Raw genomic sequence first — 23,094 nt, forward strand, 5'->3', positions numbered from 1 at the left:
CAGCAATGAGCACCAACTGGAAGTCGCAAATAGAGTCGGCTGCGTACGACCTCATGCATATGGAGATAAACACCATTATCTCCTCGGATGTGACTGCGGCAAAAACACCTTCTCGCCCGCGAGAATTGCTGCATAAACTGGCCATTAAATACGATGAAAAGCTCAACGACCTCATCAATGAATACGAGTTGGTGAGTGAGCTTTCCGTTAATGGCACACTAGCGAGAGATGTAAACATTCAAATGAATGGATTGATAAAAGAATCCGGCTTCTACTCTTTTCAAGAGTTGATAGATCGGGTGAATTTTATCGAAAAGCAAGTGCGTAAACAGGCGCCTACTTTAGATAAACTCGATGAAGATGTGGATAGCGACCTCTCCATGCTTAACCGTATAAGGAGGAATTCACAAGAAATAATGGACATCCTCTATCAGAAAGACACCTTTGTCTACTTAGACAGCAAGGAGTTTTTAGGTAATCGAGTATGTAAAAAAGTGGGACAATGCACCGACTTACCACCGGCAGAAGCGGCCTTAATTGAGCCCCTATTACAACAGCATAAGCTTGTGAGCATGGGAGACCTATCCATTGGACTTGAGCACTCTCGAGACAGCAAAGGGCAAAACACCATGGACGCCAAAGACTTAAAACTCGATTTAAGACAATTGACATTACTAAAGAAGGCCTTTGATATTGGCACTTCAAAAGTGGTGTTACAAACCATAATCGGGCTCGATGGTGATGTAACCACACGCATAGCAAAGTCTTTTGCCGATAACCAAATACCCTTGGTGAACGACTTGCATCAAGACGGCATCCGCCTGTCTGTTAACTATTGGAATAACCTGATAAATGCAATTACTAAATTCGGTGAATTCATTATTGGCAAGCTTTCAAAGTAGTGTTATCCGAGCAAGTGCCAACGCTGTTGTCGTCTATTGGCAGCTTTTAACTAAGGGGTTCATCACCGAAACATCTACTGGCCAACACTTTAAACTAATCTCAGAACTTAGCCTTACCGGAGATTGGAGCAACCTCATTATTTACCAGGGTAATGACAAACCAACAGACAGACAAATGCTCGATCTATTGAGTGAGGATGAACTACTGCTGACCAACTTTCAAGTCGTAACCAAAAGCCTCAAACAAAAACTAAAGGGCATTCATACTTTTCCACTGGTTTTTAGCTCATCTTTAAGTGTCTTAACCATAGCCGCCACGTGGAATATGCTGGCTGACGACTACTACAACATTATACACTGGCAAACCGATGAGTTCAGCTGGCAAACCTTAGGTGCTTTGGCCCACATGGTTGGAGCCCCACTCTTTTCATGGAAAAGATACCTGCTCCCTAAATTCATTACTAAGATTGCCAGCTACGTACTAAGCGGCTATAGAACTGTAAAAGGCTGGTTTAGTTAAAAACCTTCTTCAACAACTCGGTAGTTCTTGCCCCTGGATTCTCGCGAATATTGAGTTCCTCTTTGGCTATCATAACAAATAAACCGTCAATTGCCTTTTGAGTTACATAAGCCGTTAAATCGGTATCCACTTTCTTTACAAATGGAATTTTATTGTAGCTCCCCATTACATCTCCCCAATATTTAGTGGCGTCAACTTTCTTCAAACTGGCATCAATAATAGGGCTGAATTTGGCAGTCAACTCTGAAGTAGTATTTCGCTCCAAATATTGCGTAGCAGCACCTTCTTCTCCCTTTACAATGTTTATGGCGTCCTGAATTGTCAGCCCTTTAATAGCTGCCACAAAAATATCTTTTGCCTCAGAAGCAGCATCTTCAGCAGCACGGTTAAGGGATTCTACCGCCTTATCCACCTCGCTGCCTAAACCGAGCGCCCTCAATTTATCTTCTACGTTTTTAGCCTCTTGCGGAAAAGGAATCTTTATCTCAGGATTCTTATAATAGCCATCGAGTTGAGAAATAACGTCTACCCCCTTCACAGTGCCTTGTTCCAAGGCTTGTTTTAGAGCATTGGCGGCCTCCTCTTTGGTAAAAGCCGCATTTCCACCAAGCAGATCTTGCGCTTTCTTAAATATCTGTGCTTCCCCAGCGCACGAAAAGAAAACAAGCAAGGTGAGTAGGTATGTGTATCGTTTCATAAATAGTGTTTTTAGCGTTAACGAAAAGTCGTGGCTTAAATGATTAACCGGAAGAGGTTTTGTTAGCCTTTTATTTCCAACTAACCATTAACTACCTGTGTCTAAACCAATAACAAACACCAAGCCATGAAAAACACAATCACATTTCTACTACTGCTAATCTCTACACTAGCATTTAGTCAACAAGGTCAAATACAGTTTGGTATTAATTATTCTGAAGACAACATTGCCGGCAGCGACTATTTAATCACGGATGGAAACGCTAACGGATACAGCCTTTCGAACCGTGAGCACAACTATACCTTGGGCTTGAGCTTTCAATATGGTTTTACTGAAAATTTCAGCCTAATTACCGGAGTCAGCTATAATAGTAAAGATGTTAAAGGTGGCTACAATTGTGCCACCTGTTATTATAACGATTTAGCCATCACCAACTACTTCGTAATTCCAGTAGGCATGAAGCAGCGGTATTTAGCCATTCCAATAATCGTTCAATTCGCACCTTTACATACGAGGCTTTACCCTACCATACATGCAGGTATTGTGAACAACTTTTCTGTTGAAAATGAATTTGAAAACGAACAAAGCTATTTGCAGGAAGGACAATTTGGTTTAGGGGTAGGTTACAAAATTACTAAGCACTTAAATGTAGAATTACAGTATGCCTACCGAACAGCTTTCACCAAGGTTTACCAAGACCTTGACGTGCAACCAGCGTACACCTATTATGAGCCAAACAAACTGAACACAAACAGTGTTGGCTTGCGCGTAAATTATATTTTAAAGTAGTTATTCTTTTGCATCACCCACCAAAAGCACTTTTTGGTTTTCGGTAATACAACACCCTAACTATCAGGTAATATTTCTTGATTTTTTTTAACTAAATCTGTAACATACAACAATGAAGACACGCGCACTTTTTACGCTATTTATTTTTCTTTATGTAATTACTTCATGCGACAATAAGGAGGCAGAACCTGAAGAAACACTAAATCTAAGTGAGGAAACGTTTAATGTAAATGAAGTTTTGAAGGATTACATTGCGGCATATGATGTTACAGCCAACTATTATTATATCAATGAAAACCCTCAAAATGGTGTTTATGATACTTCCGAAGTCCATAGTAAATCTTATACCATTGAAATCGACACAATACCAATGGAAGAGTTAAAGCAGCTTTTTTATCATCCGGATGGATTAGACACATTCGTAATGAAAATTAAGGGACTATATTATTCCGAAACATCTCTACTTCACTTCGAAAAAGAAATGCAAGACACTATCAAAATAAAAAGCTTCTATGAGTCTTATGGTTCGCCTCTCTCTGGAACAATTGTAGTTAAGGATGATTCTATCTTTTTTGATTACGGTCGCTTTTCCAGTGGAAGTTTAAAGCTTTTTAATAAGATCAAGTATACGGGAAAAGGAAGTAAGAAGTAAGAGCTGCATTTAGGTTACTCCTTGTTATCCTCACCCACCAAAAGCACTTTTTGGTTTTCGGTAATGGCATCTACCATTTTGGTGTAGCTAATGCGCTGCCCCGAATCTTTTGAAACATAAAAGTATTCCAAACCCTCCAATTCAACGGTGCAAACACCCAGCTCATAACGAAGCGATTTTACCACTGAGCCTTCAACAATCGGGTTATTATTTAAATCGAGCAGCTTGGGTGGCTGCTTCTCTTTTGGCTTCTTTTTAAAAAGACCGAACATAGATGCATTTTATTTGATGCTAAATATAGTAGGTGTTTTGGAAATTCTACCACGTCATTCAGAGCGAGACCCCGATAGCTATCGGGAGAAGCGAAGACTCCCCCAAAAGATCAGGAGATTCTTCGGTCGGCTTGCAGCATTCCTCTGAATAACGTAAAAGATTAAAGTCTCTCATTATCTCCTTCGTAGGAAGAACAACTTTAGTGGTTAGGCTTTTATTCCCAAAAACCATTTTCTAAGCATTGAAAAACACTATTTTTGCACACTTATTTGAGAACAATCGGTTAAACGGCAATGGCTGACTATAATCACAAACAAATTGAGCCTAAATGGCAGCAGTACTGGAAGTCAAACGAAACTTTCAAAGCAACGGTAGACAAGAGTAAACCTAAGTTTTACTCGCTCGACATGTTCCCCTACCCTTCTGGTGCGGGTCTTCACGTGGGGCATCCACTCGGCTACATTGCTTCGGATATTGTTTCGCGACACAAACGCAACAAAGGTTTTAATGTGTTGCACCCTATGGGCTTCGATGCCTTTGGGTTACCCGCAGAACAGTACGCTATTCAGACAGGTCAGCACCCAGCCATAACCACTAAAGAAAATATTGAGCGCTACAAAGAGCAGCTTGAAAACATCGGTTTTGCCTTCGATTGGGACAAAGAGGTGCAAACCTGTGACCCGCAGTACTACAAATGGACGCAGTGGATTTTCATGCAGATATTCAACAGCTGGTACGATTACGATGCTGCTAAAGCCAGAACAATCGATGAACTCACTGCTATCTTCAGCGAGTCTGGTAATGCCACCGTAAACGCTGCTTGCGATGAAGACGTACCGAGCTTTACTGCCGAAGAATGGAACGCCATGAGCGAAGAAGACCAGCAAAGTATGTTGCTGAAATATCGCTTGACCTACCTTTCGGAAACCGCTGTAAACTGGTGCCCAGAGTTAGGAACCGTACTTTCTAACGATGAAGTGAAAGACGGCTTTTCTGAAAGAGGCGGCTTCCCTGTTATTCGTAAAAACATGAAGCAGTGGAGCATGCGCATTACTGCCTATGCTGAGCGTCTGTTAGAAGGTTTAGACACTATCGATTGGCCAGAACCGCTGAAAGAGATGCAGCGCAACTGGATCGGAAAATCTAAAGGTGCTGAAGTACGTTTTCAGGTAGAAAACTCTGATCTGGAGATCGAAGTATTCACCACTAGAATTGATACCATTTTTGGCGTGACATTCTTGTCATTGGCTCCAGAAAGTGATTTGACCGCCCAGTTGACAACACCGGAGCAGAAAGAAGCAGTTGAAGCCTATGTGGCGCAAGCCGCTACACGTTCTGAGCGCGATAGAATGGCCGATGTAAAAACCATTTCAGGTGTGTTTACAGGTAGTTATGCTATCAATCCGTACAACGGTGAAAAAGTACCAGTTTGGGTAGCCGATTATGTATTGGCAGGTTACGGAACAGGTGCCGTAATGGCCGTACCTTGTGGCGACCAAAGAGATTACGACTTCGCGAAGCACTTCGATTTGCCGATTGTTCCTGTAATCAAAGATGCTGACATCAGTGAGCAAGCTGACCCAACTAAAGAAGGTGAAATGATCAATTCTGGCTTCTTAGACGGCTTGACTTGCTTAGAAGCCATAGACAAAGCCATTGCTTTTGCTGAAGAAAAAGGCGTAGGAAAAGGCAAAATCAACTACCGAATTCGTGATGCGATTTTTGCGCGCCAGCGCTATTGGGGCGAGCCAGTGCCAGTGTACTTCAAAAACGACACGCCTTACTTGGTAGCTGAGAAAGATTTGCCAATCATTCTGCCAGAAGTAGATAAATACTTGCCTACTGAAGATGGCGATCCGCCTTTGGGTAGGGCTGAAAACTTCACTTACACCCCTGAAGGTGAAAGCGAAGCATATCCGCTTGAAATGAGTACCATGCCGGGTTGGGCAGGCTCTAGCTGGTATTGGTACCGCTACATGGACGCGCACAACGAAAATGCGTTTATCGATAAAGATGTGCAGGAATACTGGGAAAATGTAGACTTGTACATTGGTGGTTCTGAACACGCTACAGGTCACCTACTCTACTCACGTTTCTGGAATAAGACCTTGTTCGACCTTGGTCACGTAAACCAAGAAGAACCTTTCAAAAAACTGATCAACCAAGGGATGATTCAGGGAAGGTCGAACTTTGTTTATCGCGTTAAAGGCGAGAATAAGTTCGTTTCGTTTGGCTTGAGAAAAGAATATGACACTACTGCCATGCACGTGGATGTTAGTCTCTGCCGAAATGATGAATTGGACCTTGAAGGCTTCAAAAACTGGAGACCAGATTTGGCCGATGCTGAATTCATATTGGAGGAAGGCAAATACATCTGTGGCTGGGAAGTAGAAAAAATGTCTAAGTCGAAGTACAATGTGGTAAATCCAGATGATATCATTGAGCGTTACGGTGCGGATACCCTTCGTTTGTATGAGATGTTTCTTGGGCCTTTGGAGCAATTCAAGCCATGGAACACCAACGGAATTGATGGTGTGCGCAAGTTCTTAGGCAAGCTTTGGAGATTGTTCCACAATGGCCAAGGCGAGTTTGAAGTATCAGATGCTGCTCCAAGCAAAGATGAATTGAAGTCGCTACACAAAACCATTAAGAAGGCAGAAGAAGATATTGAGCGCTACTCGTTCAATACATCGGTTTCTACTTTTATGATCTGTGTAAATGAGCTTTCAGCATTAAAGTGCAACAACCGCGCAGTGCTGCAAGACTTGTTGGTGGTCATTTCTCCTTATGCTCCGCATATCACGGAAGAGCTTTGGTCACTGCTTGGTCACGAAACCAGCATTGTAGATGCAACTTATCCTGAGTTCAAAGAGGAATACTTGAAAGAGGACGACATTGAGTATCCGGTAATGATTAACGGGAAAATGCGCACCAAACTTCAGCTCTCTGCCGATATGAGTAAAGCCGAAATTGAAGCCGCGGCACTAGCCGATGAAACCGTTCAAAAATGGCTGGAAGGCAAACCTCCGAAGAAGGTGATTGTTGTACCGAAGAAGATTGTTAACCTCGTGGTGTAGTTAACAGTTAATCGGAAAACAGAAATCAGGAAACCCCAAGTTGTAAAATAGCTTGGGGTTTTGTTTTACTTTACAAAGTTAAAGGCCACAGTATCTTTCAAACCGTCATTGTAACCTTTGGAACGTACAACTTCTACAAGTATATTCACTTTCGAGGCTTCAATGTTTTGGCCAACACGAACTCGGCCCTTTAAATAACACTTGGCAAGCACCACAACTATGATTAAGTTCTTCAGAAACAAGCGTAAGTCTATCATTAAGCAAGGCAAAACTCAAGAGTACATTAAGTATGCGCTTGGTGAAATTGTGCTTGTTGTTATTGGCATTCTAATCGCGCTAAAAATCAGCAATTGGAACGAATCTATCCAGATAAAAAAAGAAGAGGTTAAAACCTTAAAGAGCTTATCAGAGGAGTTAAATGGTAACCTTACCGAGTTCAATTCAATTTTTAATGCACAACTTACTCGAAACGAAAGCTTACAGACCGTTCTTTTTATCGATATAAAAAACCAACCTATTAGCTACCTGGACTCACTGATAACCAACAATGTAGAGAGCTATTCTTATAACCCATCTACTGGAATATACAATTCCATGATCAACTCGGGTAAGATTGAATTGATATCGAACGATGAGCTTAAGAAACGGGTTGCCAAGCTAAACGATGAAGTAAAAGACTACCAAGAACATGAGGACGAAATTACCGAATTCACCAAGGCACATTTGGAAACGTATTTCATCGAAAACTTCAACATCCCTCCTGCCGTCTTGTCCAAACTAAGAGCAAGAACCAAACAAGAAGAGCGAGTAGACATGGCTACTTATGTTAAAACCTTCAGCTCCTCTGAGATCAATAGCATGTATATACTGTTGCTTAAAAAAATGGGAAGGCTCATAGAAGAAGGTCAAAACCTTAGAAAAGAATACACCGGTTTAATCGAAGCGCTAGAAGCTGAAATAGCTTTACACCGAAACTAAATTCAATAAAAAACTATAAAGCAATAAGCGATGAGGTACTTAAAATCATTAGTGGGTATGCTTACAATTGCCACAGCCATGGCTTGTAGCAATAAGCCAGAAGAAGCCGGTATTATCAACACGGATAACCTCATGATTCGTATAGCCGAAATAGAAATTGATTCCGCATACTTATCCGAGTACTTGGCCATTCTAAAGGAAGAGTCGGCTGCCTCCGTAGCACTAGAGCCAGGTGTAATTTCTATCTACCCAATGTTTCAAAAGGAAAACCCTACACAAATAAGGCTATTGGAAATTTATGCAGACAAGGCTGCTTATGAGGCACACTTAGAAACACCACATTTTAAAAAATACAAAACGGAAACTATGCATATGGTCAAATCTCTTGCGCTAATCGATATGGCTGCAATTGATCCTGAATCTATGCCACGATTATTCAGCAAGCTGCCAAATTGAGCTACCTCCTTCCTTCCACAGCGAACCAAACAATGAGTATAGTCTGTCCATTAAGCTTTAATTAGTATTTAGCATAGAAGCAAAACTCTAACAAGAGCTCGCCTCTTTTTCAATAAACCTTCAGCAAGGAGGAACTATTCGTAATTAAGTTGTGTACAATATAATAGCACACAATATTAAATTGTAAAATGCTTGGGCTTATGTCAGAAAATCTAAAACTATCGAACCAAGTTTGCTTCCCAATCTATTCATTGGCGAAGGAAGTAGTGAGTCTCTACAGACCAATTCTACAACGGCTAGATCTTACATACCCACAGTATTTAGTAATGCTGGTACTTTGGGAAGAAGGCACACAAAACGTTTCTGAGATAGGCACTAAGCTCAACCTAGACAGTGGCACACTAACACCGCTGTTAAAGCGATTAGCAGAGAAAAACCTGATTGAGCGTAACAGAAGTACTCATGACGAACGCATCGTTCAGGTTAAGCTAACAGCTAGCGGACAAGCCATAAAGACAACCGCAGCCGAAGTTCCTGAACAGATCCTGAATTCCTTAAATGTTTCTATTGAGCAGTTAGAAGCACTAAAGGCAGGCATCGACAATATTTTAAATCAAATAAAAAAGTAATAATGAAAACTATCTATACCATTGGCGCAACAGCCACAGGAGGACGAAACGGTCATGTAAAAAGTGAAAACGGCATTTTAGACCTTGAAGTAAGACACCCAAAAGCATTAGGCGGAGCAAATGACGACTATGCCAACCCTGAGATGCTCTTTGCAGCAGGTTATGCCGCTTGTTTTGATAGCGCATTGAACTTGGTCATTCAAAAGTCGAAAGCGAAAACAGGAACAACCTCGGTAAAAGCGAATGTAAGCATAGGTCAAATAGAAAATGGTGGTTTTGGCTTAGCCGTAACACTAGACATCAACATTCCGGAAGTAGACATGGAAGAGGCAAAATCCCTAGCTGAAAAGGCACATCAGGTATGCCCTTACTCTAACGCTACCCGAGGAAATATCGAAGTGGAATTAAACGTAACCAACAATTAAATATTTAGAAAATTGGCATTAATTGAAGATTTAAACTGGCGACACGCGGTTAAGGCGTTCAACCCAGACAAGAAAGTAAGCGAGGAAAATGTGGAGAAGATTATTGAGGCGGCAAGGCTTGCTCCTACTTCTTCGGGCCTGCAGCAATTCAGGGTTTTAAAGGTTTCTAACCAAGAAATTAAAGAGAAATTGGTACAAGGAGCCCTCAACCCAGATAGCATGAAGGATTGTTCGCATGTATTGGTTTTTGCAGCTTGGGATAGGTACACTGCCGAACGCATAGATAAAGTATTTGACTATACAACGGAAGAAAGAGGCTTACCAAAAGGCAGATTTAATAGCTACACCGACCAGCTAAAGGCCATTTATTTAAACCAACCAGCAGAAGAGAATTTCGCCCATACTTCTCGTCAAAGCTATATCGCACTAGGTTTGGCTATGGCACAGGCAGCTGAGCTAAAAGTAGACACTTGCCCTGCCGAAGGCTTTAGCACCAAAGTGGTTGATGAAGTACTCGGATTAGAAAAGCATGGACTGAAGAGTGTTTCGCTACTATATATTGGCTACGGAAACGATGAAAAAGATTGGATAAAGCCAATGAAAAAAGTGAGAATCCCTCGCGATGAGTTTGTAATAGATGTTGAGTGATCTTTCTCAAGGTTCACATCCAACGCCTCTCTTGACATCGATCAGGGAGGCTTTGTTCGTTTAGGGCTTCCTTCCTATAGAAAGTAGAATTATCTTCTTACTTTGTTAAACTCACTACTTTTTTACTATGGAAAACAGAAGATCATTTTTAAAGAAAGCCGCACTTGCCGGAGCAGGTTTTAGCTTTCTACCAAAAACCCTAAACCTATTAACTCCTGCCAAGCCTTTATTCTCGTTGGCACAATGGTCGCTGCATCGGGCATTTCATTCAGGAGAATTAGCCGCAGTAGACTTCCCCTTAATCAGCAAAAACCAGTTCGACATTGATGCTGTGGAGTATGTAAACTCCTTTTATGCGGATAAAAAGAAAGACAGTGCTTTTTGGAATGAAATGCTCAACAAAACCAAAAGTGAAGGTGTAAAAAACCTTTTGATAATGGTAGATGCTGAAGGAGAATTGGGCAATGCCAATAGTACAGCACGTAAGCAAGCCGTGCAAAATCACTTTGGCTGGGTCGATATTGCCGCTAAGCTCGGCTGCCACTCTATTCGCGTGAATGCCTTTGGCGATGAAAATAGAACGGCCATTAAAAGTGCACTCGTAGATGGACTAGGAAGCCTGTGTGAATACAGCGAAAAAGCGAAGATCAATGTAGTGATTGAAAATCACGGGCTTTACAGTTCCGATGCTGATTTCGTGGTAGAGGTAATTAAGGCAGTGGACAATCCTTATATGGGCACCCTACCCGACTTTGGCAACTGGTGCACCTCTGAACTTTGGGGCTCTACCAATGGCGACAGCTGCAAAACAGCCTATGATCATTTACAGGGCGTGAAAAAGTTCATGCCGTATGCCAAGGGAGTAAGTGCCAAAACCTACGACTTCGATGCGCAAGGCAATCAACCCAAACTAGATTACAAAACCATGCTACAAGCCGTGAAAGACGCAGGTTACAGCGGGCATATTGGCATTGAATATGAAGGAGGAAACCTGAGCGAAGCAGAAGGAATAAAGGCCAGCAAAAGACTTATTGAAAGACTTTGGTAAAAGTCTCTTCAAACGGCTCAATTTCGGCTACAACATGAATGGATTTGGCTACTCCTGTGTTTAAAAAACGCTTCACCTTTGTATAAACAAAAACACAAAAGAGATGACAAATACCAAAATAGCATTAGTAACAGGCGGTAGCCGTGGCCTAGGCAGAGACATGGCCATTAACATAGCCAAAAAGGGAATTGATGTGGTTTTCACCTATCATTCAAACGAAAAAGCTGCTATGGAAGTAGAAGCAGCAATTGAAGCGTTGGGCCGGAAGGCCGCAGCCTTTCAATTAGACACCAGCGATGTAAGCTCCTTCGATGCGTTTTTCACTAAGGTTTCCGCCTATCTTAGTGAGAATTACGGCAAACCAAACTTCGACTATATAGTGAACAATGCTGGCACTGGCATATACAAACCGTTTGTAGACACTACCGAAGCGGATTTTGACGAGATGATGAACATCCATTTAAAAGGTGTCTATTTCCTCACTCAAAAAGCAGTGGCATTGATGAATGATGGCGGAGGCATCATCAATATCTCATCAGGCTTGGCCCGATTCACCTTCCCTAACTCTTCGGCTTATGCAGCAATGAAGGGCGCCATCGATGTATTTACCCGCTACTTGGCAAAGGAACTTGGCGGCAGAGGCATTCGCGCCAATGTGGTTGCGCCTGGTGCCATTGCCACTGAATTTGGCGGTGGAGAAAACAAGACAAACGAACAAAAACGTAAAGTTGTAGCCAGCGTAACTGCCTTAGGCCGTGTAGGCGAGCCAGAGGACATTGGCGGTATCGTGGCCTTTTTATGCACAGAAGATGCCCGTTGGGTCAATGGCCAGCGCATTGAAGCCTCTGGAGGAACAATGCTTTAATATTGAGACTTAACACCCACACTACAAACCCTTTAGTAAATCAAAGGGTTTGTATTTTTTGATTTCAACTACCATTAGGTTTAAGCCAAAAACAGCATTAGCTTATATGGACCATTAGCCGATTCTTCCTCAAAACATGAAAAACCAAACCATACAAACAGTAAGTACCATTAGCGATTTCCACAAGTTTAGAGGGCTAAAACCTCCTGAACACCCGCTAATTAGTTTGGTAGATTATAAGCTGGTAAAGCACTTTCCCGAACACGACAAAATCGGCTGGCTACAGAAGTATTATTCCATCTCTCTCAAGAAAGACGTGCCAGGCAAATTCCGGTATGGTCAAATGGAGTATGATTTTGATGGAGGACTGATGTCTTTCTTCGCACCAAACCAAATACTTAGCATTGAATATGTTGCGCCTGATAGGACAAAACGAGCGCCCTCAGGTTGGATTCTACTCATCCACCCCGACTTTCTGTGGAACACCCAGCTAGCCAAAAACATTAAGCAGTACGACTTTTTTAATTACGCATTGACAGAAGCGCTCTTTCTTTCGGAAAAAGAAGAAAAAACTGTCGAAGGTATTTTAAAGAATATCCAGCAAGAGTATCAATCTAATATTGACAAATTCAGTCAAGACATAATTGTGTCGCAAGTAGAGCTGCTGCTGAACTATGCAAAACGCTTTTACGAGCGACAGTTTATTACCCGAAAGATTAACAATCACGCCTTGCTTGGGCAGCTAGAGGAGGTTTTGGAACAGTATTTTGAACAAGGAAATATGGCAGATTTTGGCTTGCCTTCAGTACAATTTGTAGCTGACAGCCTCAATGTAACTCCAAACTACCTAAGCAGTTCGCTCAAGAATATTTCGGGGCTTAACACCCAACAGCACATACACGAAAAGCTGATTGAAAAGGCCAAAGAGAAGCTTTCAACAACCCAACTGACAGTAAGTGAAATTGCCTATGAATTAGGTTTTGAGCACCCGCAGTCTTTCAGTAAACTCTTCAAAGCCAAGACCAATCAGTCGCCATTAAAGTTTAGAGAGTCGTTTTCTTAAACCTCTCGGTTTGTCAAAACTGAATTTTAATGCCGTTGGTTTTTTTATAGTTTAGAATAAATTCAACCTTGTGGCCAAACTTCTAAAATTCTCCCTCATCTTTTTGACAACCGTTCTCTTTTGGAATTACCAAGACCGGAAAGACTTTAATGAGGTTTTTGATGAAGTGGAGGGCAAGCTAGTTGGCCCAGTTGCGGCTACTGATGTTCAAGATCATTTATACATTAACGATCAACCTTGGGGCGAATTCAAAGAGGAACTTCCTACAGCTAGTTTAAAGTCCGAATTGGATAGTATTCTCAAACCAATTCATGCCAATCAATTAAAGCTGTTGAACGATACTATAGCCCCTATAACACAATCCAAATGGAACCGTACGGTAAACATGTTTAAAGCAAAAGCACTCAGTATCGACACCTTCTTAATTAATAAGAACCCATACGAATGGGATACTATAAACATCAAGGTTAGACAAACCCCTGTTTTTGATGTAGACTATAAGTTTGGAGTAGAAGGCCATCCCTATGTGTTTTGGATAAGCAAGTATGACTTGGAGGGTTTTGATGCTCCACTTGACGAAGACACTATTACCTACGAAACATTTAAAGCCTATCAGACCGGTGTTGATGCACTTATTGGTAATGAGGAACGACTTAAAATCACTTATAAAAAGGAGATGAGTGCTTTGGCAAAACGCCTGAATGCTAAAAGAACCGACTTTAGAGCACCCTATATTATTGAAAATGCTAGAGGAAAGGAGGTCTTCAGAGATGAGTCTGGCTTTGAATTGTTAGCATGGAATGAAACGTATATGACATGGTGGGACAGCCTCTTTCACCAAATCATTTTTTGGTTTTTCGTATTAGTTTGGGTGATCTTGGCATTGGCTGCTTTAGGTCGATCGAGCAATTCTCATGAAGACACTGCTACGGAATGATAGCCTAACTTTTTAAACAAAAACCCACACCGCAGAGCAGCGTGGGTTTTCTAAACACGAAATCAACTAACAGACTATGAATATTAGTTCCAGCCCCCACCAAGGGCCTGGTACATATTCACTACCGCATTCATCTGTTTCATCTTCGTTTCAACCAACTCGAATTTCGATTCCAGTGCATCGCGCTGAGTAAGCAGCACCTCCATGTAATCGGCTCGAGCAGACTTAAAGAGGTTATTCGATATCTCGATTGATTGCGTAAGCGCTTCTACCTGCTGCGACTTTAAGTCGTAGCTTTGCGCCAAATTATCAATATTAGAAAGCTGATTCGCCACTTCTATATAAGCACTCAAAAGCGTTTGCTCATATTCATATACAGCCTGAATTTGTCTAGCATTCGCGTTCTTGAACTGCGCCTTTATTTCACGCTTGTTAAAGAGCGGTGCGGTTAGATCTCCCGCTAATGAGTACAGTAGCGACTCAGGGAAGAGCACCAGCTTAGCTGGGTTGAAAGCCTGAAAACCTAAACCGGCATTAATGCCCAAGGAAGGATAAAACCTTGCTCTGGCCACACTGATGTCGATTTTGGCTGCGGCCATCTCCAACTCTGCTTGCCTAATATCTGGTCGGTTTTCCAACAATTGAGAAGGAATACCCGCCTGAATGCTTTTAGGCACCATATCTACAAAAGTTTTGGAACTACGAACCACGGGCTGCGGAAATCGGCCAACCAAGAAGTTAATCTTGTTCTCCGTTTCAACAATTTGCTGCTGAATATCGAACTGCAAGCTTCGGGTATTGAGTACTTCCGCCTGAAACTTTCGAACGGCCAGCTCTGTCACCCGAGCAGCCTCTTTCTGCAACTTCACTATATTCAGGGCGTTTTGCTGAATCTCAATGTTCTGATTCACAATTTCCAACTGATTATCGAGCGCCAATAGCTCATAGTACGAGTTGGCTATCTCTGCAATCAGGTTGGTTACCATAAAGTTTTTACCCTCTACTGTAGCCAAATACCTAGTTAAGGCAGATTTCTTGGCATTGCGCAACTTATGCCAGATATCCACCTCCCAGGTTGCAAAAGCCCCAACCATAAAGTCGCCTAAGGGTTCTGGAAATTCTTTGCCAGGCTCAATTTCGGTATTGGCATCGTTGGCTCCTTGGCTGGTATATCTACCCACCTTTTCAACTCCGGCAGCCGCTCCTAAATTTACTTTAGGTAGGTACTCCCCCTTCTTTGCCCCTACTTCATTTCGCGAAATCTCAATTTCTTGCAGCGTTATATTCAACTCTTGGTTGTGCTGCAAGGCCGTGTCTATCAATGCTACCAAATACTGATCAGAGAAATAATTCCTCCATTGCACATTGGCCACATTTGTGGTATCCTGATTGCCATTATAACTCTCAGGCACATTTTTATTTGCTGTTTTCTCAATAAGTGGCGGTGTACTACATGACGAAATAGCCAGTATTATCGCACCTGAAACAAGCAGTTGATATATAAGTTTCTTACTCATTTTCTCTTCCGTAAAGTTCTTCAGATAATGGTTCATCGTATTCGTCTTTAATTAGCGAGCGCCCGCTCGCCAACGAGCCAAAAATGTAGTATAGGCCCGGCACTATAATCACCCCGAAAATGGTACCGAATAGCATTCCGCCTAATGCCGAAGCACCAATTGTTCTGTTACCAATTGCGCCTGCACCATGGGCAAGAATCAACGGAATCAATCCGGCAATAAAAGCAAAGGAAGTCATCAGAATTGGTCTGAAACGTACCTTGGCTCCATCAATAGCGGCTTCCAGAATAGTAGCTCCCTCTCGGTGTTTCTGTACCGCGAACTCTACAATTAGCACGGCATTTTTGCCTAGCAAACCAACCAACATGATCAAACCGATTTGCGCATAGATGTCGTTATCGAGCCCCATCATTTTTAGCAATAAGAATGAACCAAAGACCCCGACCGGCAGCGAAATAATTACCGCCAATGGAATGATGAAGCTTTCGTACTGAGCAGCCAAAACCAGGTATACAAAAGCCAGCACCACAATGAATACATAGAGCGCTTCATTACCACGGTTCGACTCATCGTAAGAAAGTCCTTCCCACGCAATGTCGTAACCCTGCGGTAGTGTTTCTGCAGCCACTTCGCGAATAGCCGCAATAGCATCGGCAGTGGTATAACCTTTGGCCGGTAAACCTCGAATAGCGGCCGAGTTGTACATATTGTATCGGGTCACCTCATTCGGTCCTTGCTTCTTCTCTATTTTCATAAAAGAAGAGTACGGCACCATTTCTCCTTCTTCATTCTTCACAAACAAGTTCAACACATCTGAAGGAAGCTTTCTAAACTCAGGAGCCGACTGAACATACACCTTGAAGAAACGGCCAAAGCGGATAAAGCCTTGTTCGTACGTACTACCTATCAGAATGTTGAGATTTTCCATCGCATCGCCAATAGACACCCCTTTCTGCATGGCCAAGTCATTATCAATCACCAATTCATATTGCGGATAGTTGGCAGCAAAGAAGGTGAACAGACCAGTAAGCTCTTTTCGCTCACGCAAATCGTCCATAAACTGCTGGTTGATCTTGTCAAACTCCTGATAATCCGTATCAGTGGTTTTATCGAGTAAGCGCATGGAGAAACCACCAGACGAACCGAAACCTGGAATTGCTGGCGGTTCGAAGAATTCAACCACTGCACCAAGCCCTTTAGATTTCTCCTCCAGCTCTTCCATAATTTCGGTTACAGAATGCTCTCGCTCTGACCATGTTTTTAAGTTGATCAAAAGTGTTCCAGCATTCGATCCACGCCCTTCTGTCATAATCTCGTAACCGGCAAGTGAAGAAACAGACTCTATACCGTCAATCTTTTCACAAATCTGCTGAAGCGCTTGCGAAACCTTGTTGGTTCGTTCCAAAGTAGCCCCTGGAGGGGTTTGGATAATGGCATAAATTGTTCCCTGATCCTCACTAGGAATAAAGCCAGAAGGCAGCACCTGACTTTGGTAGAAAATACCAAAACCGAAGGCCAAAAGTATTCCGAAAGTGAGTACCCTTCTGTGTACAATCACCTTCAACAACTTGGCATACTTGCCCGTAAGCTTATCGAAACCTCTGTTAAAACTATCCAAACCTCGGTTTAGCAAATGTTTCTTTCTCGCCTGCCCATGGTTGTTTTTTAGAATCATGGCACATAGAACTGGTGTGAGCGTAAGCGCAACAACAGCAGAAATTACAATAGCACTAGCCATGGTAATAGAGAACTGGCGGTAGAAAGTACCTACTGGTCCAGACATAAAGGAAATAGGCAAGAACACCGACACCATTACAGCGGTAATCGCAATGATAGCCCCACTGATTTCACCCATAACTTGCCGTACAGCCTTATATGGCCCAATATGCTTTTCTTCCATTTTTGCGTGAACGGCCTCCACTACCACAATGGCATCATCTACCACAATACCAATGGCGAGCACAAGGGCAAACAGCGTTACTAGGTTAATGGAAAGGCCAAATAGCTGCATGGCAAAGAAGGCACCAATAAGCGACACTGGTACGGCCAGAATTGGGATAAGCGTAGAACGCCAGTCGCCTAAAAAGATAAATACAACAACAGCCACCAAAATGAAGGCATCGCGCAGGGTATGTGTTACTTGCTCAATCGAAGCATCGAGGAATTGTGAAACATCATAACTGATCTTATAATCAACTCCTGGAGGGAAATCTGCCCTCATTTCTTCGAGTTTGCTCTTTACCTCGGCAATTACATCGCTGGCATTACTACCATAGTTTTGCTTTAGCACAATGGCGGCAGAAGGATGCCCATCGAGGTTGGAATAGATGTCGAAAAACTCACTCCCTAATTCAACCTTCGCTATATCTCTTAAGTGAACGCTTTGCCCTTCAGAATTTGCCCTAACCACTATGCTTTCATACTCCTCGGGCTTGTTATAGCGACCTTTGTAAGTAAGCACATACTCCAGCGATTGTGCTTCAATACCCGAACTTCGGCCCAAACGACCAGGACGACCAACAATACTTTGCTCTTGCATGGCCTCCATTACCTCGTCTACAGAAATATCGTAGGCACGCATTCTGTCTGGGTTTAGCCAAACCCGCATAGCGTACCTGCGGCTACCCAAAATCTGAGCCCTTGCCACTCCTTTGATCCGCTGTATTTCAGGGATCATTTGTACGTTGGCGTAGTTGTAAAGGAATTTTTCATCCATATTATCGCCCGTACCATAAAGGTTGACGTACATAAGCATACTTGGCTGAATAGGCGTAATAACCACACCTTCTCGCTGCACCAGTTCGGGCAACAGTGGCATTACCTGATCGACTCGGGTTTTCACCCTGATAACCGCTTGGTTAGGATCGGTGCCAGGTTCAAAAATCACCCTCAATGTAGCCTCTCCAGCACTGGTGGCATCGGTAGCCATATAGCGCATACCTTGCACCCCGTTAATGGAGTTTTCTAGCGTAACTAATGTCGATTTCACCAACACATCGGCACTAGAGCCTGGATAAGCGATAAAAATATTTACCGTTGTTGGTGCAATTTGGGGGAACTGCGATATAGGCAACTGCTTGATTGACAGTGAGCCTATAAATACTATGATGACCGATATTACAATCGCAAAAACCGGTCTGTGTATTATTTTACTAAACATAAACTCCGGCTACTCAGCGTATAATTTTAAATCGGAAAGCGCAGCAGCTGGCTGCACAAATTCGTAGTGGATCTCGTCATTCTCTCTTACAAGGCGCAAACCTTCCAAAAGAATCTTGTCATTCTCCTCTAAACCTCCACTCACTACAAACAAGTGCGGTAATTCTTCGGCTATGGTAACTTCTCTAGACTTTACCGTATTGTGCTCGTCAATCACGTACACATAGCGTTTCTCAAGAATTTCGAAGGTTGCTTTTTGCGGAATGAGCAATGCGGCCTTCAACGGAATTGTCATCAATACATTCCCAGTTTCGCCATGTCTCAGCAAGCCATCGGGGTTCGGAAATGTAGCCCTAAAAGGAATGTTACCTGTTTCATGATCAAAATCTGCCTCAATGGTTTCAACCTTTCCTGTATGGGCAAAAAGCTTATGGTTTGCCATTTTAAGGTTCACCAAAGCCTCATCATTGTTCTTCATTTGCATCATAAAGTCCAAGTATTCAGCTTCAGGCACATTGTAATACACCCACATTTTGCTGTTGTCTGAAAGCTCTGTAAGCAGTTCGCCTTCATCGATCAAGCTTCCTTCTCTTACATGAAATCGGTCAATGATTCCATCGAATGGCGCTCTTATTTCCGTAAAATCTAAGTGCACTTGAGCCAAGGCCAGTTCTGCTTTTGCCTTAGCCAACTTGGCTTTTGCCATGGCCAATTCGTTGGGGGCCACCACATTGCTATCGCTTAGCTTTTTGGTATTCTGGTACTCTATTTCGGCAAAACTCACTTCTGCCTGAGCACTCTGTAGTTCGGCCTCGTAAAGGCGAGGCATAATTTTAAATAGTAGCTGGCCTTTCTTTACAAACTGGCCTTCGTCTACAAAAATATTCTCCAAATAGCCTCTTTCCTGAGCTCTTAACTCAATATGCCTGATTGAATGAATCTGGCTCACATAGCTATCGGTAATGGTTGTGTCCATTCTTACAGGACTGGTCACTAGGAATGTCGTTTCCTCCTCGTGATGTTCTTTTTCTGACTCACAGCTGGTATAAACCAATGCGCTACACAAGCTCATGAGCATGAGAATTCTCTTCATGATAATCTGTTTTTGATACGGTACTTTGTTGATTTTTCTAAAAGATGTGTGCGAAAACACACGCGAATAGGGCTATAGCACGGAGCTATCGTTTTTTGCCTAATCGTAAAAAGTAATGGAGTTCGCCCCAAGTGGAGCGAAAGGGGTAAATTCTATATTCTGAAAACCTGAAAAACGATATACCAACGGAAGTAGTTGATATACGAAAGTCGCTCATTGATGTAAGCGCTGTTATTATTGAGGAAATTGAATCCCAGGATTAGGGAAAATAGAATAATTGAAAAGTAGAAAATACTTTCGAGGTACCTTTTGGCAGAGTGCTTGTCATCTTCTTCCATTTCGGTTTCTTCAATAATAAGAGGTTCCTCATTATTTCCTTGTCGCTTGGAAGTTGCCGCACTTAGCATTGCCTGACTTTCATGAATATTGCCAGCCGGCTCGTCTGATTGGCTTAGGCTTATGGAGTGATCGTTAGCACTTGCCGAAACGGTATGTGCAGAAAGCTGCGCAACCCCACACAAAAACAGCATGGTAACGGCAAGTAATATTTTGGATAACTCCTTTTTCATTTGAAGGTGCCAAATGTATGTGATGCAATTATCAGTAGCAAACCACTCGTCTTAATTTTTCACATGTTCAAAGACTAAATTGCTTGATAATAACCGCATAAAAACCCACTGCCTTTAAAATTGGTTCATAACCGTTAAATACCCAGTAAATAATTTAATACTCTTTAACACCTTTCCTTCCACTGCGTCCAAGTCCTTTGCACAATTCGTATATCTTTGCTGCATACACATTTTACTTATGCTAGCATACATAGTTTGGGACCCCATGCGGGAAATCATAAAGGGCATTCAACCGCCCGTTTGGTACAGTGTACTTTTTGCAGCCGGTTTTATTATCGGTTACCAAATCATGGTCAAGATTTTTAAGAAGGAAGGCCACGATCCGCAAAACGTTGACACACTTACTGTACACATGGTTTTGGCCACCATTATTGGTGCTCGCCTTGGCCATTTGGTGTTTTATGAGCCAGACCGTTTTTTAGCAGACCCGCTTATGTTCTTTAGAACTTGGGAAGGTGGACTAGCCAGCCACGGTGCAGCATTTGGTATTTTGGTGGCATTGTACCTTTATACCAACTATGTAGTAAGTACTAGACCTTCCATTTTACCACTAAAGTTTACCAAGCTAAAACGCAAAGGGCAAAGCTACCTTTGGGTGGTAGATCGCATTGTAATCACGGTTGCCCTAGCAGGGGCTTTTATCCGTATGGGTAACTTTGTAAACTCCGAAATTATAGGCAAGCCAACTGAAAGTGAGTACGGTGTAGTATTTGGTCGCGTGGCCGAAGAGTTATTAGAAAAGTCGAACTACGGCATAGAGTCAGCCGAAGCTTCAAAAGGTACTGGCGATGCACTAGCACCGGGCATAGTACCTGTAGACCTTACGGTTACTTTTGAAGACATGCGTTTACCAGAACAGGACGCCCGAAGAGTAATTGAAAATAGCATTGCCAACAGCCTAAGAAACAATTATGCCATTGCTGAGCACTATGTACAGCCTGCAGGGGCAATTAACTACGACCTAAATTTGGTAGACAGAAAATTTGTAGCCGTGATTCACACTTATGGAATTGCCCGCTACCCTACCCAACTTTACGAGGCAGGCACATGTGTTATCCTTTTCTTAATTCTCTACGGAATTTGGGCTAAGTACAAAGAACGTTTGCCTGAAGGTGTTTTATTAGGTATTTTCCTAATCTGGATATTTGGCTTACGTTGGTTCCACGAGTTATTCAAGGAGAATCAAGTAGCCTTTGAGGATGACATGGCCTTTAACATGGGACAAATCCTTAGTATTCCATTGGTGCTATTAGGGGTATTTATTCTCTTAAGAGTCTTAATAAAGTCTAAGAAAAGTTAGGATTAAGTGTTGCAGAGGAAAGCGTGGATTTTGTGGGTTGGTATGTTATTAATTACTTCAGAAGTTTCGCTTCTGGCACTACAAGCCCCTGCTAAAACCGACTCTGTAACCATAGGTAACATCTACCTTAACGGAAATAAGAAGACTTTAAGGTCAATCATTTTACGGGAACTCGATTTCGAAGAGGGAGAAACCGTTTCTAAAGCAGACTTTGAAAGAGCACTAGTGCTAGATCAGCAAAAGCTGATGAACACCAGGCTTTTTGTTACGGCCGAAATAGTGCCGCTCTACATGTCGGACACCGATGTAGAAGTACTGATCAACATGCAAGAGCGCTGGTATGTTTTCCCTGTACCAATTTTCCGCCTAGCCGATAGAAACTTTACCGAGTGGTGGGTAAACCAAAAGCGAGATTTTTCTAGGGTAAACTTTGGCGCCCAACTCTACCACATGAATTTGACGGGTAGAAACGACCGCCTTAGTGCCAAGCTTCAGTTCGGCTTTACCAAACAATACGCATTAGACTACTCGGTACCATACATTAATAAAAATCAAAAACTGGGGATGTCCTTCGGGATCAGCTTTGCCACAAACAAGGCCGTAAGTTATGCCAGTAATGGCCACCGATTAGAGTTTTATGATGGTGAAGACGTTTTAAGAAGAACCTTTTCTACTGGTACGGCTTTTACCTATCGCCCTAGTTTTTACACCAAACATACTTGGAATATAGGCTACTCCAGAATCTCCGTTGCCGATACTGTGATAGACCTTAACCCCAACTACCTGGGTAATGATCAAACGCTTCAAGAGGCATTTTTACTAGGCTATAACTTCACCATCGATAAGAGAGATTTTGTTTCCTATCCTTTAAAAGGATCAGTTTTTCGTTTCGATGCAGACCAATACGGTCTAGGTATTTTTAACGATATGAATATGCTCGTCACCAGAATTTCATTCGCTAAGTTTTTAGACTTAGGAGATAAATTCTATTTGGCCAACAGAGCAGATTTGTACAAAAACTTTGGAGAAACCATACCTTATGTGAGGCGTGCCGGTTTTGGTTACAATCCAGATTTTATTCGTGGTTATGAAAAATACGTGGTAGAAAGTGACTTTCTACTTTCGCACAGAACATCTTTTAAATACCAAGTTATTGAAGGGGTGACCAACCTTAATAAGCGCAGCATTATTCCACAGTTCAAAACCTTGCCTTATGCCTTCTACCTTAAAACCTTTATGGACTTGGGCTATTCTGGGGATCCGCTCGATAACAACGAAAACAACTTCTACAACAATAAACTAATTGCCAGTTTTGGACTTGGGCTAGACATAGTTACCTACTACGACTTTGTTATGCGCCTAGAGTTCTCTGTTACCGAAGAAGGCAATACAGGGTTCTACTTTAACTTCCGTTCGGCACTTTAGTATTTTGCTTAA

Annotated in this window: 22 protein-coding genes; 16 read left to right on the forward strand and 6 right to left on the reverse strand. The window is 42.4% G+C overall.

The window, feature by feature from the left end; genetic code table 11:
- Positions 1-5 precede the first annotated feature (5 nt).
- Together BMW98_RS15015 and BMW98_RS15020 are read left to right on the forward strand one after the other, a co-directional pair.
- Positions 6-902, forward strand: a complete 897-nt coding sequence (locus BMW98_RS15015; RefSeq protein ID WP_090259396.1) for a hypothetical protein — start codon at positions 6-8, stop codon at positions 900-902.
- On the forward strand, positions 853-1,422 hold the full coding sequence (locus BMW98_RS15020) for a hypothetical protein (protein ID WP_090259397.1): 570 nt from the start codon (positions 853-855) through the stop codon (positions 1,420-1,422). The genes BMW98_RS15015 and BMW98_RS15020 overlap by 50 nt, the downstream gene beginning before the upstream one ends.
- On the opposite strand, the gene BMW98_RS15025 is transcribed toward BMW98_RS15020, so the two are convergent.
- The gene (locus BMW98_RS15025; protein WP_090259398.1) at positions 1,415-2,119 is read right to left on the reverse strand and encodes a DUF4197 domain-containing protein; all 705 of its coding nucleotides are present in this window, start codon (positions 2,117-2,119) and stop codon (positions 1,415-1,417) included. The genes BMW98_RS15020 and BMW98_RS15025 overlap by 8 nt on opposite strands.
- A 126-nt stretch (positions 2,120-2,245) precedes the next feature.
- On the opposite strand from BMW98_RS15025, the gene BMW98_RS15030 reads away from it, so the two are divergent.
- Positions 2,246-2,908, forward strand: a complete 663-nt coding sequence (locus BMW98_RS15030; protein WP_090259399.1) for an outer membrane beta-barrel protein — start codon at positions 2,246-2,248, stop codon at positions 2,906-2,908.
- 112 nt (positions 2,909-3,020) lie between these two features.
- Complete coding sequence (locus tag BMW98_RS15035; RefSeq protein WP_090259400.1) at positions 3,021-3,560, forward strand: hypothetical protein; 540 nt, start codon at positions 3,021-3,023, stop codon at positions 3,558-3,560.
- A 14-nt stretch (positions 3,561-3,574) separates the two neighbouring features.
- Here BMW98_RS15035 and BMW98_RS15040 read toward each other — a convergent pair whose 3' ends face one another.
- Positions 3,575-3,832 (reverse strand): hypothetical protein, encoded by a 258-nt coding sequence (locus BMW98_RS15040; RefSeq protein WP_090259401.1) that lies wholly within the window; start codon positions 3,830-3,832, stop codon positions 3,575-3,577.
- Positions 3,833-4,126: 294 nt separating this feature from the next.
- Here BMW98_RS15040 and leuS point away from each other — a divergent pair, with 294 nt between their 5' ends.
- The 10 genes from leuS to BMW98_RS15090 all read left to right on the forward strand — a co-directional run bounded on the left by leuS (position 4,127) and on the right by BMW98_RS15090 (position 13,959).
- Complete coding sequence (leuS, locus tag BMW98_RS15045; protein ID WP_090259402.1) at positions 4,127-6,910, forward strand: leucine--tRNA ligase; 2,784 nt, start codon at positions 4,127-4,129, stop codon at positions 6,908-6,910.
- 219 nt (positions 6,911-7,129) lie between these two features.
- A complete protein-coding gene (locus tag BMW98_RS15050; RefSeq protein ID WP_090259403.1) occupies positions 7,130-7,888 on the forward strand; it encodes a DUF6090 family protein in 759 nt (252 codons plus the stop codon).
- Between the two features lie 30 nt (positions 7,889-7,918).
- A complete protein-coding gene (locus BMW98_RS15055; protein ID WP_090259404.1) occupies positions 7,919-8,344 on the forward strand; it encodes a putative quinol monooxygenase in 426 nt (141 codons plus the stop codon).
- A 200-nt stretch (positions 8,345-8,544) separates the two neighbouring features.
- On the forward strand, positions 8,545-8,973 hold the full coding sequence (locus BMW98_RS15060; protein ID WP_170836520.1) for a MarR family winged helix-turn-helix transcriptional regulator: 429 nt from the start codon (positions 8,545-8,547) through the stop codon (positions 8,971-8,973).
- Between the two features lie 2 nt (positions 8,974-8,975).
- A complete protein-coding gene (locus tag BMW98_RS15065; RefSeq protein ID WP_090259406.1) occupies positions 8,976-9,398 on the forward strand; it encodes an organic hydroperoxide resistance protein in 423 nt (140 codons plus the stop codon).
- 12 nt (positions 9,399-9,410) lie between these two features.
- Positions 9,411-10,046: a nitroreductase family protein gene (locus BMW98_RS15070; protein WP_090259407.1), complete on the forward strand. Its 636-nt coding sequence runs from the start codon at positions 9,411-9,413 to the stop codon at positions 10,044-10,046.
- A gap of 127 nt (positions 10,047-10,173) precedes the next feature.
- Positions 10,174-11,094, forward strand: coding sequence for a sugar phosphate isomerase/epimerase family protein (locus tag BMW98_RS15075; RefSeq protein WP_090259408.1), 921 nt, complete (start codon positions 10,174-10,176; stop codon positions 11,092-11,094).
- Positions 11,095-11,197: 103 nt separating this feature from the next.
- Positions 11,198-11,959 carry an SDR family oxidoreductase gene (locus BMW98_RS15080; RefSeq protein WP_090259409.1) on the forward strand — a complete coding sequence of 254 codons (762 nt, stop codon included), beginning with the start codon at positions 11,198-11,200 and terminating at the stop codon, positions 11,957-11,959.
- A gap of 136 nt (positions 11,960-12,095) precedes the next feature.
- Positions 12,096-13,022, forward strand: a complete 927-nt coding sequence (locus BMW98_RS15085) for a helix-turn-helix domain-containing protein (RefSeq protein WP_090259410.1) — start codon at positions 12,096-12,098, stop codon at positions 13,020-13,022.
- A gap of 70 nt (positions 13,023-13,092) precedes the next feature.
- Positions 13,093-13,959 (forward strand): hypothetical protein, encoded by an 867-nt coding sequence (locus tag BMW98_RS15090; protein WP_090259411.1) that lies wholly within the window; start codon positions 13,093-13,095, stop codon positions 13,957-13,959.
- An 83-nt stretch (positions 13,960-14,042) separates the two neighbouring features.
- Here BMW98_RS15090 and BMW98_RS15095 read toward each other — a convergent pair whose 3' ends face one another.
- From BMW98_RS15095 to BMW98_RS15110, 4 genes are all read right to left on the reverse strand, one after another.
- Complete coding sequence (locus tag BMW98_RS15095; RefSeq protein WP_090259487.1) at positions 14,043-15,476, reverse strand: TolC family protein; 1,434 nt, start codon at positions 15,474-15,476, stop codon at positions 14,043-14,045.
- Entirely contained in the window at positions 15,469-18,636 is a 3,168-nt protein-coding gene (locus BMW98_RS15100) for an efflux RND transporter permease subunit (protein ID WP_090259412.1), read from the reverse strand. The genes BMW98_RS15095 and BMW98_RS15100 overlap by 8 nt, the downstream gene beginning before the upstream one ends.
- Positions 18,637-18,645: 9 nt before the next feature.
- Positions 18,646-19,728 (reverse strand): efflux RND transporter periplasmic adaptor subunit, encoded by a 1,083-nt coding sequence (locus BMW98_RS15105; RefSeq protein ID WP_090259488.1) that lies wholly within the window; start codon positions 19,726-19,728, stop codon positions 18,646-18,648.
- Between the two features lie 152 nt (positions 19,729-19,880).
- Complete coding sequence (locus tag BMW98_RS15110) at positions 19,881-20,297, reverse strand: hypothetical protein (RefSeq protein WP_090259413.1); 417 nt, start codon at positions 20,295-20,297, stop codon at positions 19,881-19,883.
- A gap of 238 nt (positions 20,298-20,535) precedes the next feature.
- Between BMW98_RS15110 and BMW98_RS15115 the strand changes: the two genes are divergently transcribed.
- Both BMW98_RS15115 and BMW98_RS15120 read left to right on the forward strand, forming a co-directional pair.
- Positions 20,536-21,657 (forward strand): prolipoprotein diacylglyceryl transferase, encoded by a 1,122-nt coding sequence (locus tag BMW98_RS15115; protein WP_245733607.1) that lies wholly within the window; start codon positions 20,536-20,538, stop codon positions 21,655-21,657.
- Positions 21,658-21,663: 6 nt separating this feature from the next.
- Positions 21,664-23,082, forward strand: coding sequence for a BamA/TamA family outer membrane protein (locus BMW98_RS15120; RefSeq protein ID WP_139177591.1), 1,419 nt, complete (start codon positions 21,664-21,666; stop codon positions 23,080-23,082).
- The last annotated feature ends 12 nt before the right edge of the window (positions 23,083-23,094 follow it).

The sequence above is a fragment of the Roseivirga pacifica genome (assembly GCF_900111145.1).
GTDB classification, from domain to species: Bacteria; Bacteroidota; Bacteroidia; order Cytophagales; family Cyclobacteriaceae; genus Roseivirga; species Roseivirga pacifica.